This is a genomic window from Myxococcus sp. AB025B, from assembly GCF_006518215.1.
GTDB classification, from domain to species: Bacteria; Myxococcota; Myxococcia; order Myxococcales; family Myxococcaceae; genus Myxococcus; species Myxococcus fulvus.
In genome coordinates this window covers 1-14847 of sequence record NZ_SRLW01000246.1, presented here as the reverse complement: position 1 = coordinate 14847, position 14847 = coordinate 1, and the positions used below count along the sequence as shown (strand labels likewise).

The 14847-nt window shown below is 69.2% G+C and carries 11 protein-coding genes; 6 read left to right on the top strand and 5 right to left on the bottom strand.

The genetic code is table 11. The annotated features are described in order from the left end of the window. From modB to FL311_RS46340, 4 genes are all read left to right on the top strand, one after another. The coding region (gene modB, locus FL311_RS31690) for a molybdate ABC transporter permease subunit (RefSeq protein ID WP_141331054.1) at positions 1-626 on the top strand (626 nt) is incomplete at its 5' end. Continuing rightward, on the top strand, positions 623-1693 hold the full coding sequence (gene modC / locus FL311_RS31685) for a molybdenum ABC transporter ATP-binding protein (RefSeq protein WP_141331052.1): 1071 nt from the start codon (positions 623-625) through the stop codon (positions 1691-1693). The genes modB and modC, both read left to right, overlap by 4 nt. Before the next feature lie 452 nt (positions 1694-2145). Further along, positions 2146-3447 carry a Tox-REase-5 domain-containing protein gene (locus FL311_RS31680; protein WP_228557207.1) on the top strand — a complete coding sequence of 434 codons (1302 nt, stop codon included), beginning with the start codon at positions 2146-2148 and terminating at the stop codon, positions 3445-3447. A gap of 12 nt (positions 3448-3459) precedes the next feature. Then, a complete protein-coding gene (locus FL311_RS46340) occupies positions 3460-4179 on the top strand; it encodes an immunity 52 family protein (RefSeq protein ID WP_194869440.1) in 720 nt (239 codons plus the stop codon). A gap of 82 nt (positions 4180-4261) precedes the next feature. Here the strand turns inward: FL311_RS46340 and FL311_RS31670 are convergent, their stop codons facing one another. The 5 genes from FL311_RS31670 to FL311_RS31650 form a co-directional block, all read right to left on the bottom strand. Beyond that, positions 4262-7114 carry an Ig-like domain-containing protein gene (locus FL311_RS31670; RefSeq protein ID WP_141331046.1) on the bottom strand — a complete coding sequence of 951 codons (2853 nt, stop codon included), beginning with the start codon at positions 7112-7114 and terminating at the stop codon, positions 4262-4264. 313 nt (positions 7115-7427) lie between these two features. After that, positions 7428-9176 carry a glycosyl hydrolase family 18 protein gene (locus FL311_RS31665; RefSeq protein ID WP_141331044.1) on the bottom strand — a complete coding sequence of 583 codons (1749 nt, stop codon included), beginning with the start codon at positions 9174-9176 and terminating at the stop codon, positions 7428-7430. Positions 9177-9336: 160 nt separating this feature from the next. Next, positions 9337-10503, bottom strand: coding sequence for an N-acetylglucosamine-6-phosphate deacetylase (gene nagA, locus FL311_RS31660; RefSeq protein ID WP_141331042.1), 1167 nt, complete (start codon positions 10501-10503; stop codon positions 9337-9339). Further along, positions 10500-11525, bottom strand: coding sequence for an SIS domain-containing protein (locus FL311_RS31655; RefSeq protein ID WP_141331040.1), 1026 nt, complete (start codon positions 11523-11525; stop codon positions 10500-10502). Before FL311_RS31655 ends, nagA begins: the two co-directional genes overlap by 4 nt. Positions 11526-12100: 575 nt before the next feature. Next, positions 12101-12352, bottom strand: coding sequence for a hypothetical protein (locus FL311_RS31650; RefSeq protein ID WP_141331038.1), 252 nt, complete (start codon positions 12350-12352; stop codon positions 12101-12103). Between the two features lie 411 nt (positions 12353-12763). Here FL311_RS31650 and FL311_RS31645 point away from each other — a divergent pair, with 411 nt between their 5' ends. Next, complete coding sequence (locus FL311_RS31645) at positions 12764-13687, top strand: DUF2381 family protein (RefSeq protein WP_194869439.1); 924 nt, start codon at positions 12764-12766, stop codon at positions 13685-13687. Positions 13688-13743: 56 nt separating this feature from the next. Beyond that, the coding region (locus FL311_RS31640; RefSeq protein WP_228557206.1) for a serine/threonine-protein kinase at positions 13744-14847 on the top strand (1104 nt) is incomplete at its 3' end.

Genomic DNA, 14847 nt, shown 5'->3' with positions numbered 1-14847 from the left:
TGGCCACGCTGGTCATCCTTCCGCCCGGGGTGGCGGTGGCCTACGCGTTGTCGCGCTGGCGAGGGCCGGGGCGGGGCGTGGTGGACACGGTGCTGGCGCTGCCGCTGGTGCTGCCGCCGACGGCGGTGGGGTTGGTGTTGTTGGAGCTGCTCGGGCGCGAGGGACCGCTGGGGCGCGTGTTGGATGCGATGGGCGTGGAGGTGGTGTTCACGCCAGGGGCGGTGGTGCTGGCGAGCGCGGTGATGGCATTCCCGCTGCTCGTGCGCTCGGCGCGCTCGGGGTTCGAGGAGGTGGACCCTCGGCTGGTGGCGGTGGCGCGCACGTTGGGGGACTCGCGGGCGCGAGCGTTCTCCCGGGTGACGTTGCCGCTGGCATGGCGCGGGGTGGTGGTGGGGGCGCTGCTGGCGTTCTCGCGAGCGCTCGGCGAGTTCGGCGCGACGGTGCTGGTGGCGGGGAACATCCCGGGGCGCACGCAGACGTTGTCGCTGGCCATCTTCCAGTACACGCAGCTGGGGCAGGACGCCCAGGCGCTGCGGTTGGCGGGCATCGCGGCGCTGCTGGCGTTCGTCGCGGTGTACGCCACGGAAGGGCTGACGCGGTGGAGGGGACGGCGGGTGCGCGCGTGAGCCTGGAGCTGTCGGTTCGATTGCCGCTGGCGCGCTTCGTGTTGGAGGTGGACGCGCGGCTGGAGGGCGCGTCGGTGGCGGTGCTGGGGCGCTCGGGTTCGGGGAAGACGTCGTTGTTGGAGGTGCTGGCGGGGCTGCGGTCTGGTGCGCGAGGGCGCGTCGTCGTGGGTGGGCGCGTGCTGCTGGACAGTGACGCGCGCGTGGAGGTGCCTCCGGAGGCCCGGCGCATGGGGTATGTGCCGCAGGACGCGCTGCTGTTCCCGCATCTCACGGCGGAACAGAACGTGCGTTACGGCGCGCGGAAGGGGAGGTCGTCCCGCTTCGACGAGGCGGTGGGGCTGCTCGAACTGGGGCCGCTGCTGCATCGCTATCCGGCGACGCTGTCGGGAGGCGAGAAGCAGCGTGTGGCCTTGGCGCGAGCGTTGGCGACGGACCCTGCGTTGTTGTTGCTCGATGAGCCGTTGGCCGCGCTGGACGTGACGCTGAAGGAGCGCGTGCTGCCGTATCTCCTGCGCGTCCGTGACGAGGCGCGAGTGCCGATGTTGTACGTGACGCACCAGCTGGGGGAGGCGCGGGTGTTGGCGAAGGAGGCGGTGCTCCTGGACGAAGGGCGCGTGCGCGCGGCGGGGCCGGCGTCCCAGGTGTTGGGAGCGTCTGCGCGAGGGCTGCTGGCGTCGGAGGCGGAGGGTGAGGAGAACATCCTCGAGGGCGTGTTGGAGCGTCCCGAGGAGGGCGGCACGCGGCTGCGGGTGACGCAGGGCTTGGGGCTCTGGGTGCCGGACGCGCCGGAGCTGGCGGTGGGCGCGCGAGCGGCCTACGCGGTGCCGGCGAGCGACATCCTGCTCTCCATGGGCGTGCTGACCGGAGTGTCCGCGCGCAACGTGCTCGCGGGCATGGTGGTGGGGGTGGAGAGCGCGGGAGCAGGAGAGGCCGCGGCCACCGTGGACGTCGAAGGCGTGCGCTGGGTGGTGCGGCTCACCGAGGACTCCGTGCGCGAGCTGGGCGTGAGCACGGGCGCCCGTGTGTACCTCGCGGTGAAGACCGCGGCGTGCCGCCGTCTGCGGTGAGCCGCGAGCCATGGCGCTCAGGACGACGCGGCTACGGCTGTATCGTCTCCTCGCATGCCGTGATGGGGCAGGGTGTATCTGCGTGACGGCGTAGGACTTCGCCCGCTCGTCGATTGCCCAGGTGCCTGTCAGCTGTCGATGCCAACATCCCCGCTGCTTGCCTTCCGCGGAGGGAGGCGTGGGGGTGCGGAATGCGTGCGGGTCTTTGGGTGGTTGGCGCTGCCTTGTTGCTCACGGGCTGCGCCGGAGTCGACGCGTCGACTCGTAAGGCGACGCTCCGGCAGCACGCGACGATTCCGGGGGAGCGGTGGACCACGTCGGGCGAGGGCCCCGACCCCGAACAGGACGCCGAAGCGGCAGAGGACTCATCTGGGCAACGGCTTCGTCGACGCCATCTGTTCCGGGACTCCGCGTCCCTCGGGTCAGGTCAGAGTCCGCGGAGCGATGCGTTCGTGGACCTGCTTCAGAACGCAGGGCTCGAAGCAAGCGACGCTCGGCCTGTCTCGGGGAGTTCCCTGTCCCCGACTCACGCTGCGCGACTCCTCGCGACGCTGTTGAAGAGGGAGGTCACGCTAGAGCAGTTTCCGGCACGCCTCGCGGTGGGCTTCATTCTGCGGGAGGTGTTGGCCACGGGCGAGGTGGCCCGGGACGAGTTGGTGCGCCGGGTGGACCGCTTCAGGCACCTGGCCGTGCTCCGACCTGACGGATGTCTCGCGTGGGTGCGTACTGGGAGGACCCAACAAAGAGTGGCGCCCGTCGAGTGGAGGGCCGGGGCCTTTCGCGCGCACGGCTTCGAATTGGGCCGCTTCTATGACGGAAGCACGGGGGTGTTCCGGCTGCTGAACGACGACCTCCGGGAGCAGAGCGGGTTCCCACTGGCGGACGTCCACGACGATGCAGACGTCATCAGTCGCGCCCTGGACGGGGCCGAAGAGGCATTCGTCGGGCTCGCCCTCGCCGTGGGCAAGCTCTTCTCGACATCGCCAGCGGACAGCCTCGAGGCCCTCCGGAAGATGCCAGCCGCCGTGGTGGCCTTGCTGGAGTCATCGCCCGAGTACCTGGAGCGCTTCCGGTACATGACGCGGGGCGAGAAGGTGCAGGCCGTCTCCAAGCTGGTGACGAACCTCATCGCGACGTGGGGCACGGTGTCGGCCGTGACGCGCACGTTGGAGGGAACAGCGCTCGCCACGGCGGAAGTGCCAGCGCTCGCGTTGTCCGCTGACGGAACTGTCGCCATACGGCTCGTGATGGCACCCGTGGGACGTGCGGCCGCCACGCTGAGTGGAGGGCCTGGAGCAGCCATCATCCTTCAGCGGGCAGGCACGACGGCGAAGCAAGGGGGACCCTCAAAGGGGCCTGGACAGTGGGGACCGGCGAAGGAGTCCATGTCGCCCGGAGCGCGGCGCTACCAGGAACAGATCTCGGGCCATACAGCGGACGAGGCATACTGGGTCGGAGGCGTCGGCAGAGACAGCGGAGGCGTGAAGTTCGATGGGTACACAAAGGGCGTGCTGCTGGAGGCGAAGGGGCCGGGCTACGCCAGGTTCTTCGATGGACTCGACCCGAAACGTTGGTTCAAGAGCTCAGGGGCGAAGGCGCTCGTTGAGCAGGCCGACAGGCAATTTCGTGCAGCGAGAGGCGCACAGGTCCGGTGGCATGTCGCGGAAGAGAGCGCGGCCAGCGCCATCCGGAGGCTGCTGAAGGACAACGAAATTGAAGGAATCGAAGTGGTCTTCACTCCTGTGCATCCCTGAAGGTGAACTCTCGTGAGTGAAACGTACTACGCGGGTGGGTACTGGGGCCCTCGACAGGAGTCGCCGGAAGGCTGTGCGCAACGACTGGAGGGCTTCTTGAAGGGACTCTCCTCCCTCGATTCGTCCTTTGCGCATTGGTACGAGACAGCAAAGTCACCGAAGGCGTCGTTGAAGCGTCCACTTCGGCCAGACCACGAGGCGTTGACGCGGCTCATCCAGAAGAACAAGGACCCGGTATTCGATGACCTTGGGTTCAGCGTCGGAGGATGGAATGGCGAGCCTCTGGCACATGAGGACTGCGGCTTCCTGCTCAGGTGTGGAAGCCATGATGCGCGGACGCACAACCGCTGCGTGTTCAGCTTGCCCAGCCGAGGAGCGAGCGCGGACCGTGTCCTGAGCGCACCTGTATTGTCGAGCATGCTGCGAGAAACAGCTGCCGCATGGGAGCCGGATTGGGGCGTGGCCATGTCACACGCTCACCGCGACATGGTCGACGCTCATCGCGTCCCGAAGTCGCCATACGTCGGATGGGTGACGTACCTCACTCAGCGCCGAGGCACGGTGCCCCCTCTCCCTGCTCCCGTGCGCGTCGAGCCCGTGGAGGGCAAGGGCACTCTCATTGTCCTCACTCCCGAGCGCTTCACGGCGAGCAATCTGGAGCATGTGGCGCTGGCTGAGCGGGTGCGAGGCTTGCTGGACCAGGCGGGGCTGTTGAAGCCGCTGTCGCCGTAGACCTGGTGGTGGGCGTGAGCACGGGCGCGTGCACCTCCGGCCCCAGGAGTTCCAGGGGCCGGAGGCAATCCACAGACGCCGCTTACTCGAAGACCGCCGAGACCAGGGAGTAGATGCCTGTGTCCGTCTCCTGCCGCGCCCAGATGACGGCGCCGCCGCCGAGCGGGCTCGCGACCACTTCGATGTCCCCGAGGTAGCCCTTCACGGTGGCGAAGTCGAGCCGCTGGGCCGCGGTCCAGCCCGTGCCGGGCACGAAGCGGCGGGCCCAGACGGCCGTGATGTCTCCCTCGTCGACGCCATAGACGACCATGGCCGAGCCCGTGGGAGAGACATGGAGCTCATGGACCCCGCCGAAGTCCGCCGCGAGCTGCTGGGCCGGCTGCCAGCCCGAGCCCTTCACGTAGCGCGCGCACCACAGCCCCCAACCGGCGTCGGTGCCCGACTGACTCCAGATGACGAACGTATTGCCATTCGCATCCGAGCCCACCGTCGGCTCGCTGATGACGTTCCCCTGCGTGTGGAGGGCCACCTCCTGGTCACTGAAGCCGGAGTCGACCTGGAACGGATTCGCATACACGCGGTCCTGGTCGAGGTACCGGCGAACCCAGACGGCGAAGCCCGTCCCGTCCGCGTTCAGGGCCATTTGGGGATAGCGCCCCGCCATGCCCTCGCCACTCACCGGCGCGCTCCAATTCCAGAACCCCTGACGCGAATACTGGAGAGGGCTGTTGAGCTCGGACCAGGCCAGCACCCCGTTGCCGCGCGAGTCCACGCCGACGTCATACCCGTCCCACGAGGTGGTCCAGTTCGAGTCGTTGATGGTGCGCACGAGGACCGGCGTTCCCCAGCCCGAGCCCCCGTCGTACGGCTGCACCCACAGGGAGGTCTGCGTGGTGCTCTCCTCGATCCAGGCGGAGAGGGCCCTCTGGCCGGGCGCCGGCACCACCCGGGCGCCCCCCACACGCTGCCCCGTGGTTGCTCCGAGCAACTGCGGCACACCCCAGCCCTGGGGGTTGCTGTCGCCGCCCGTGGCGAGGATGCCGTACGTCCTGCGGACGGTGTAATCCCCCGCCGGCCACGACTCCACGATGGCGAGCGGGGCGCCGTCGGACAGGGTCGTGAGCGACGCCGGGTAGGGCTGCGAGGGGTTGAGGGTCCCCGTTCCGACGGTCTGCTCCGTCTCCCAGGTCGCGCCTGGCTTGTGTCGCCGCGCCCGGAGCCCCTCGTTGACATACAGGACCGTCGCCACGCCCGCCGTATCCATCGTGAGCGCCGCGTGGACCGCGTTGCGGTTCGGGTTGCTCGAGAGGACCAGGGGCGCGTTCCACTGCGCCGCGCGGACCGAGTAGCCCCAGCTGTGTGAAGAGGTCATCGCGTTGCCAGCGAGGTCCTTCACCCCGTCGAGGACCACGCCCACCTGCGCGCCGAACGCCGGCCCCGGCTTCAGCGTGAGCGTGCACTTGCCCGCCGCGCAGGTCACCGCGCTCCCGGTCAACGCCTTGCCGCCCGCCGTGAGCTGGAACGAGGCCGGCGTCACGCTGGTGGTGTCGAGCGTCGTCTCGCTGAACGACACCTCGATGACGGTCCAGGGAGTGGCCGTGGCCGAGGACGCCGCGGGCGTGGCGGACACCACGCGCGGCGGCGTGACGTCCACGATGAACCCATCCGACCTCTTCCAGCCCGACGTGTTCCCAGCCGCGTCCACCGCGCGCACGCAGTTGTAATAGCGCTGCTCGGCCAGGGTGAGCACCGTGAGCTCCGCGGACGACGTGGCGCCGACGTCCTGGAGGCTGCTCGCGTTGCCAGGGCATGCCGGGGTGGACGTCACGGCGAGCTCGTAGCGCTGGATGCCCACCGCGTCGCTGAAGCCGGACCAGCGCGCCGCGACGCGCGTGGTGCTGTTCTGATAGGCGAGCTCCGGTCCGGTGAGGCCATCCATCACCGTGGCGGCCAGCTCCGAGGGCGCCGTGCTGTCCTCCACGAAGGTCAGCGCCGCGGAGCAGGCCGAGACGTTCCCGACCGCGTCCGTCGCCTGGGCCACGTAGCTCGACGTGCTGTTGTCGCCCACGGCGAGTGGCAGGGTGGCCAGACCCTGATGGTCGGCGGTCCGCGAGGCGAGCGCTCCTCCCACACACGTCGCGCCCGCGAAGAAGCGCACCTGGGCTCCCGGCTCGGTGGTGACGTGGAGGACTGGCGCGTTGTGGTTGGCGGGGCTGACGGGGGTGGTGGCGAGGGCTGGCGTCGCGGGCGGCGTGCTGTCCTCACGGTACACGGGGCCCACGGTGCAGGCCGAGGTGTTGCCCGCCGCATCGGTGGTGGACACGTACGTGCCCGTGACGCTGTCGTCCGCGACGGACATTCGGAGCGAGAACGTGCCGGCCGCGTCCGCCACCTGGGTGTCGACCGGTGTCCCGGAGCAGGTCTCGTCCAGGTAGAGCCGGGCGGTGGCCGCCGACTCCGTGCTGCCGATGAGGCGCGGGGCGTTGTCGTTGGCGACCGCCGAGGGCGACAGCCGGAGGTTCGAGAGTGTCGGCGGCGTGCTGTCCTCGCGGTAGTTCACTCCCTGGGACGAACACGCGGAGACGTTCCCGGCCAGGTCGATGGCCAACCCGTGGAAGGAGACCCACGCGTCGTCGGACACCGTCACGGGGATGGAGACCTGTCCCGTGGCGTCCGAGGTGCCCTCGCCGGCGATGGCACCGGAGCAGCCCGCGACGGTGTAGAGGCGCACGCGCGCCTCGGGCTCGGTCCTGGCCAGGACGCGAGGAGCGTTGTCATTGGCGGGGGAGACGGGCGTGGTCCCCAGGAGCGTCGGCGCGTCGGGAGGCGTGGTGTCCTCCGGAGTCCCAGCATCCGGGGTCCCCGCGTCGGGTGTCCCCGCGTCCGCGAGGCCCGCGTCGGGTGCTCCCGCGTCCGGAGTGCCCGAGTCTGGCACCGGCGTACCGGAATCCGTCCCGGAGTCCGGCTGCGTCGAGCCATCAGGTGTTCCGTTCCCACTTCCCCCACAAGAAGCCAGCAGCCAACCACTCACGACTGCGACCACGAGCCCCCTCGGCATCGCTCTGCTTTTCATACGCCCCTTTGTCTGGCGAGACGCCTTCTCGCAGGCGCCACCTAACACGAGGCGTGGTGGCGCGGAGCAAGCGGGTCGAGGGACATCTCCCGCGAAGCCAGACCGCCCGCATGGGCGCGGTTGCACGCGGAGGCGGAGCCGAGACCCAGGCTCCGCCCCCCGTGCTTCACCGGCTTCAGCGCAGGCGCTGGTACAGCGTGTCGAGCAGCGTGCCGTCGTCGCCGCTCAGCTCCCAGAACATCGCGCCGCCCAGGTTCTTGTTCAGGATGTAGTCCGACTTCGCGTTCAGCGTGGACGGGTCGTCGTACGCAATCCACACCTTCGTCGTCGGGCTGTAGACGTAGGCCTCCTTCGCCTCGGGGTGGGTGAACTTGGTGTAGCCCGAGCCCGCGCGCTCGTAGTTGACCTTGATGTCCTTGTAGTCGAACACACCCGTCAGGCCCGACTGGCCGTCATCCCACGTGCCCTTGGTGGGCACGCCGCTCTGGAACAGGCCGTTGTTCACGTTCGGCACGCCGCCCCAGCCTCGGCCGTAGAACGGGACGCCCACGACAATCTTGTCCGGCGCCACGCCCAGCTCGAGCATCTTCGCCACCGAGCCGTCCGTGTAGAAGCCCGTCCCCGCCGCCGGGTCGCCCGTCACGCGGTAGAGCGCCGAGTGGAAGTTCACCGTGCTCTCGAATGCGCCGTGGTAGTCGTAGCTCATCACGTTGATCCAATCGAGGATGTTGGACAGGTTCTTCGTCTCCTGCTTGTTCGTCAGCAGGTCCGGCGACGCGCCCGTGGCGATGGTGAGCAGGTACGGCTTGCCCGTCTGCGCCGTCACCGCGTTGAGCTGGTTGCGGAACTCGGCCATCAGCAGCGTGTAGTTCTGCTTGTCCGCGGGGCTGTTGGTGTTGCCCGGCAGGCCGCCACCCACCGGGTACTCCCAGTCGATGTCGATGCCGTCGAACACGCCCACGCCGTTCGCCGGGTCCACGCCGGGGTACTGGCCCTTGATGAACAGGTCGATGCAGGACTTCACGAACGCGGCCCGCGAGGCCTGCGTCGCCGCCACCTGCGAGAAGTACGTCGACCACGTCCAGCCGCCCACGGAGATGAGCACCTTCAGGTGCGTCTGCGTCTTCTTCAGCTCCTGGAACGCGCGGAAGTTGCCGCGCAGCGCACCCGGGTTCCACTCGCCCGGCCAGCCGCCGCCCTTGTCGATGTCCGCGAACGAGTCACCGAGGACGCACCGCCCGTCCGCCGAGATGTTCGAGAAGGCGTAGTTGATGTGCGTCAGCTTCGCCGCGGGGATGTTCGCGACCTGGTAGTTGCGCGAGTAGATGCCCCACTGGGTGAAGTAGCCCACGATGCGCTTGCCGCCACCCGGCTGCCCCGGAATCGCCACCTGCACGGTGACCTGCCGCGTGCCCACGTTGCCGGCCTGGTCGAAGGCGCGGAAGGTGTACGTGTACGAGCCGTTCTGCGCGGAGCCGGAGAAGTTGCGCGAGTAGCTCAGGCTCGTGGAGACCACGGCGCCGTTCTCGAGAATCTCCACGCGGTCCACGCCCACGTTGTCCGTCGCCGTGGCGGTGAGGGTCAGCGTCCCCGGCGCGGTGACGTTCGTCGAGCTGGCGTTCAGCGTGACGGTGGGCGCGGTGGTGTCTCCGCCGCCCGCGGGCCCCAAATCCAGCCACAGCGCGGCCACCGCCACGGGCGTCCAGTCCGCCTGCGAGGTGTGCGCCTGACGGCATTGATAGAGCCGTCCACCGTAGGTGACCTGCGCGCCCGTCGCGTAGGCGACGCCCGCCGCCCACTCGGCGACGAGCGGCGCGCGCATCACACTGCCCTGGCCCTCGCCGTGTGACGGGGAGACCTCTCCGCACCCGCTCGCGGACAGGGCCGAGACCATCAGTCCAATGAACCACTTGCTGCGACGCATGCTTGCTCTCCTCGCTTCGATGGACGCGAGTCCGGAACCGCTCGGGAACTCGTTTCCAGGAAGGAGGCGTGGACCGGATTTTCCGGGTCAAAGCCTCACGCAATGAATGGTGTGAGTGGAAGAACACGCGGCCACCGGAAGTGACGCGAGCGTCATCTGCTCAGTGCCACTGTTCGTTTCCATCCACCCAGGTGGCGAGCACGCTGACGTCGTCACGCAGCAGCGCGAGGTTCGCGCGTTGGCCAGGCTCAAGCTTGCCCAGCTGCGACTCCAGGCCGAGCAACCGGGCGGGGTAGAGCGAGGCCATGCGCAGCGCTTCCTCGAAAGGCACGCCCAGGAGTCGAACGGTGTTGCGCACCGCTGACGCCAGGTCGATGTCCGCGCCGGCCAGCGTGCCGTCCTCCGTGACCAGCCGTCCGTCGCGCCGCAGGATGGTCTGTCCATACAGCGTGAAGGTCGTCTCCTGCGTGCCCACGGGAGGCATCGCGTCCGTGACGAGGAAGACCTTGCCGCGAGGCTTGGCCTTCAAGAGCTGACGCAGGTTCGCCGGGTGCACATGGACGCCGTCCACGATGACGCCGCACCACGCGTCATCGGACTCGAGGCCCGCGACCACGGGGCCGGGCTGTCGCCCCTGCACCGGGGGCATCGCGTTGAACAGGTGCGTGAAGCCGCGCACGCCCGCCGCGAGCGCCTGCAGGGTCCGCTCGTAGCTCGCCGCCGTGTGTCCCGCGAACAACACCGCGCCCGAGGCGCTGAGCTTCTGGAGGAACGCGTCCTCCACGCGCTCCGGCGCGAGCGTCATCAACAACCTGCCCCCAGCCCGGGCCAGTCGCTCGCCGAGCGCGACGAGGGACTCGAGGTCCTCGGCTCCGGGCTGACGGATGTGGTGCGGCGCATGGACACCCGGGCGCTCGGGGCTGATGAACGGGCCTTCCAGGTGGACACCGAGCACGCCGCTCCCGGGCTGCTCCAGCGCGCGCGCCGCGGCGTCACAGGCGAGCCGGGTGCGCTCGGGCGCATCGGTGATGAACGTGGGCAGCAGGCTCGTGGTGCCCGAGCGGCGCAGCGTGGACGCGATGGTGAGCGCCGCGTCGACCGTGGGTGAGTCGTTGAACAGCACCCCGCCCGCGCCGTTCACCTGGAGGTCGATGAAGCCGGGGGCGAGCAGGGTGTCTGCGGGCAGCTCGCGGGTGGAGAGCCCCACGGGCGCCTCGTGGCGCGGCACCACCGCGGCGATGTGTCCGGCGTCGAGCACCACCGAGTGGCCCTCGAGGATGCGCTCGCCGGTGAACACGCGCGAGCCCGTGAGGATGTGTCTGGTCACACCGTCTCCGTCACCTTGCGAAGGTTCGCGGGGGCATCCGGGTCCATCCCGCGCGCCGTGGCGAGCCGGTGGACCGCCAGGTAGAAGCTCTGCACCTGGCACAGTGGCGCAATCGCCAGGGGAACACCAGGAACGGTGGGCAGCGTCGCGGCGCCGGGGACGGGGAGCACCGTGCTCACCTCCGCGCCCAGCTCCATCATCCGGCGCACCACCGCGCGCGTGCCCTCGGCGGAGCCGTCCTCCTGTCCCAGCGCGATGACGGGGAAGCCCGGCTGCACCAGCCCGAGCGGACCGTGGGCCACCTCGGCCGCGCTGAAGGCCTCGGCGTGCAGGCGACAGGTCTCCTTGAGCTTCAGCGCCAGCTCGAGCGCCGCGCCCAGGCCGCTGCCCCGGCCGACGACATACAGGCTCTGCGCGTCGACGAGCGTCTCCAGCGCGGGCCACCAATCGAGCGCGCACGCCGAGGCGAGGGCCTCCGGGAGCGCGGCGACGGCCTCGTGCAGCTCGGGGCTTCCGGACCAGTGCGCCGCCAGTCGCAGGAAGGCGAGGCCGGAGAGCAGATACGACTTGGTCGCGGCGACGGCGCGCTCGGGGCCCGCGTCCAGGGGGATGCTCACGTCACACAAGGCGCCGAGCGGCGCGGAGGCGTCATTGATGAACCCCACGACGAGCGCGCCCGAGGCCTTCGCCGCCTCCGTCAGCCGCAGCAGGTCGGGGCTCTGCCCGGACTGCGAGACGGCGATGAAGAGCGAGTCGCGCAGGTCCAGCGCGTGCGCGCCGTAGATGGACGCCACGCTGGGGCCCACCGAGGCCACCGCGCGGCCGAGCGTCGTCTCGATGAGGTACTTCCCATAGACCGCCGCGTGGTCCGAGCTGCCCCGCGCGCAGGTGACGACGAAGCGAGGAGGCTGGCGCCGCAGCCGCTCCCCCAGCGCCACGAACATGTCCTCGCTCCGTGCCAGCTGGAGCCGGGCGACCCCGGGAGCCTCCGCGGCCTCGCGCGCCATGATGGGCAGCGTCATCGAAGCGCCTCCAGGCTGCTCGACCTGACCCCATGCGCCATCGCCCCGACTGCTGACAGCTTCCCCAGCCCGCTCACATTCGACCCCACGACAAGGTTGCCTCGGTACCGCGAGCCCACCCGGGTGGACCGGTACACGCCGCCCGATATAGAGCGCGGCCCACGCATCCACTACTCCCGTTTGCCTGTCTGCCGGGCAGTGAGCCATTCGCGAGCCCCAGGTGCTCGCGCACCGTCGATGACAGGGATTGAACAGCCCCTCGCTCACGCGATGCACACGGGGTTGTTTCCCCTCGGGCGGCCCACACCTCCACGGAAGCGCCCTTCACAGGACGCCCGCGGCTGTCCACGAGTGACTCGCCGCCGTGTGGAAGGGGGAGTCACATCATGAAGTGGTTCCGTTCAAAAGCAGTCACAAGCGGGCTCGCGGGAGCCCTCGTGTCGGGCATGGTGGCGCTGACGGGCTGTGTGCCGGAGGCTCGCGCGAAGCAGGGCCTGGTGGCACAGGACGCCGGGCACTCCGAGCGCTTTCCACGTGGCGCCCCAAGGCTCAGGCGCTGCCCAACGCCGTCTGGATCAACAACCCCGCACGGCTCGCCAGCTTACAGGAGGCTGCGCAGTCATCTCACGAACTCGCTGTCTCACTCGCGTTGACAGGCTCCGCTCGAGCACCTCGCCCGTCACCACGAGCGCCGCGAGGCAACGACGGATGGCCTGCTCTCCCGCTCCGAGCGCGCCGCACTGTTCCTTCACGGTGCGCCCCTTGGAACCGGCGTCGGTGAGCGCGGCGATGACGTGGGGGCGGTACTGCTCGACCTGTTCAAGCATGTGTTGGTCTCCTCTGACTTCCTTGCTGGGGACGCTTTCCGCGACTGGCTCCGCTGGGCCTTCGTTGACCGCGATTGGCGGTGTGCTGACCCCACGTAAGTGCGTACGGCTTCTGCGAATGGCTCACGCGGTTGTTTCCACGCCATTTCCGGACACGGCTGAGGGTGCCCAGTCCCTAATAGATGGTGCGGATTCTGGGGGCTGGCTCAGGCATACCCCCGGTTCGGATTTCCGATTGAACACATGGCGTCAGGAGCCACGTGCTCCGAGCGGCACCGGGAGTTTTGTGGGGCGCGGGGCACAGGGTAGAGAAAAACCGCCCCGTCCTTCGTGCGAAGGAAAACCGAGAACAGCTGGAAGCCGTGGGCTTCCTGGTACGGTTCCGCCATGTCCCTTGGAAGTGCTCCGCGCGTGTGCCTGTCCCTTGCCCGGCTTGCCCTGTCTCTCGTGCTCCTGATGGGGTGGACAGCCACGGCGCAGGCCCAGGATGCCCTACGCGGGCGCGAGCTGAAGCGGCGTCGGGTGTCGATCTCGGGGGCTACCGCCGACAAGCCGGTGATGCTGCACGTTGCCCCTGGCTACCTCACCACCTTGGAGTTCGACTCCCTCGTGGACCGCGATTCGGTGGTGCTCGGGGACACGGGGCGCCGACTCGCGTTGTTCGAGGTCACGCCACGGACCATCGTGCTCAAGCCCGCGATGGACCTGGGGCCTGGGCAGGGCGTGGAGCTGACCGTCCCTTTCGCGGATGGTGCGGCCCCAGCCCGCGTCGTGTTCTCGCTCGTCACGAACCTTTCCGACGTGGACGCACAGGTGATGGTGTCGCGCCTCCCGCGCACCGCAGAAGAGATTCGTGCCGAGCTGGACGAGGTACGTGCCGCTTGCTTGGCCAAGGACGCAGAGTTGGAGGCGCTCCGTGCTCGCACTGTGGCGAGCGGCCCGGCCGGCATGCTCTTCGCGGGCCTGCTCGATAGAGGCGGATTGCAAACTGGAGGAGTCGAGCTAGGGATCGGCCAGGGGGGTGGGAACGGCCTCGGTTTTGAGGATGGGTGGACGCATCGGACGAGCTCCTGGGCGACGGTGACGCTTCAGGTCCACAATCGCGGTATGGAGCCCTGGACTCCTGTGGAAGCGCGGCTCTCCATGGTTGCGAGCGGCGAGCGCATCAACGTGCTCGCGGTGCGCATGAAGGAGCCACGGATTGAACCGGGTGGGGCTGCCCTCGTCGTGGTGGAGATCGGGGCGCCCAGGTGGCCCGAAGGGGCGGTCCTCCGGTTGGAGTTGCGCGACAGTGATGGCGGGCGTCGCCTTCTCATTCCCCGCATCTCGTTCTAGAACCGCCTTCCATGTTGATAGGGCTGAGCCCGGCGCATCTGCAACCTGGACAGACAGTGGACGGCTGGCGCGTGGTGAAGCCGTTGGGGGCGGGGAGCTTCGGCGCTGTCTACCTCGTGGAGAAGGAAGGCCACCGCTTCGCGATGAAGATGGCCATGCACCGCGCCAGCAGTGGGGACGCTGAGCAGGCCGACGCGCGGTTGTTGCGTGAGATGGTGTGCCTGTCCCAGGTGAGCGGCCACTCCAACGTCGTGGAGGTTCACGCCCACGGACGCTGGCAGCACCCAACCCAGGGCTGGCTCTACGTCATCCTGGATTACGTGGAGGGCCACACGCTGGGGGAGTGGGTGGAGAAGACGCACCCCACGGCGCATGAGGTGGCCCGGGTTTTCGGCAAGCTCGCGGCGGCGCTGGCCCACCTGCATTCGCGCGGCGTCTTCCACCGCGACTTGAAGCTGGGGAACATCCTCGTACGCGCCTCGGATGGGCAGCCCTTCATCCTGGACTTCAGCGTGGGGGATTACACGCTTGCTCCGGAGCTGACGGACACGCCCTTGCCACCCGGCACCCGTCGCTACCGCTCTCCGGAAGCCGCGCGCTTCCTCCGTGAGCATGGGCACGAGCACGACGCACGCTACGAATTCAAGGCGACCGATGACGTCTACGCATTGGGGGTCTGCCTCTATGATGTGCTGACGAACCCCCAGCCCGAAAGTGAAGCACCGCGCACCCTGGTGGGGGCCCAGTGGCCTCCCCCCGCGCCGCATGCGTTGAACGCGCGAGTGCCCGACTCGCTGAGCGCGGCGGCCATGCACTTCATCGACCGGCAGCCGGAGAACCGCGCCCCCACGGCCGAAGTCATGCGGCGCGAACTGGAGGCGTTGCTGTCGGAGGATGGCGAGGCGTGGACGGTGCCGATTCACGTCCCCAGGCCCCACCTCCCCCTGGCCTCCGAGGCACCTCACAACGACGTTCCTCATGAAGAAGGCGCAGCCCCGGAATCACCCCCGCGCCCAGGTCGCCGTGTCGCGGGCGTTGTGGCCGCCCTTGTGCTCGTTGTGGCCTCGCTGGCGGGCTACGTGGCCCTTCGCCCCATCCCGACTTCAGAGAGGCCCAGTGCGGCCATACCGGCCCCTACGATGGGCGATGCGGCCCCTGGT

Coding starts and splice junctions, on each gene's coding strand:
- FL311_RS31665 (WP_141331044.1), bottom strand. CDS start 9,176: ATGCGTCGCAGCAAGTGGTTCATTGGACTGATGGTCTCGGCCCTGTCC.
- FL311_RS31655 (WP_141331040.1), bottom strand. CDS start 11,525: ATGACGCTGCCCATCATGGCGCGCGAGGCCGCGGAGGCTCCCGGGGTC.
- FL311_RS31650 (WP_141331038.1), bottom strand. CDS start 12,352: ATGCTTGAACAGGTCGAGCAGTACCGCCCCCACGTCATCGCCGCGCTC.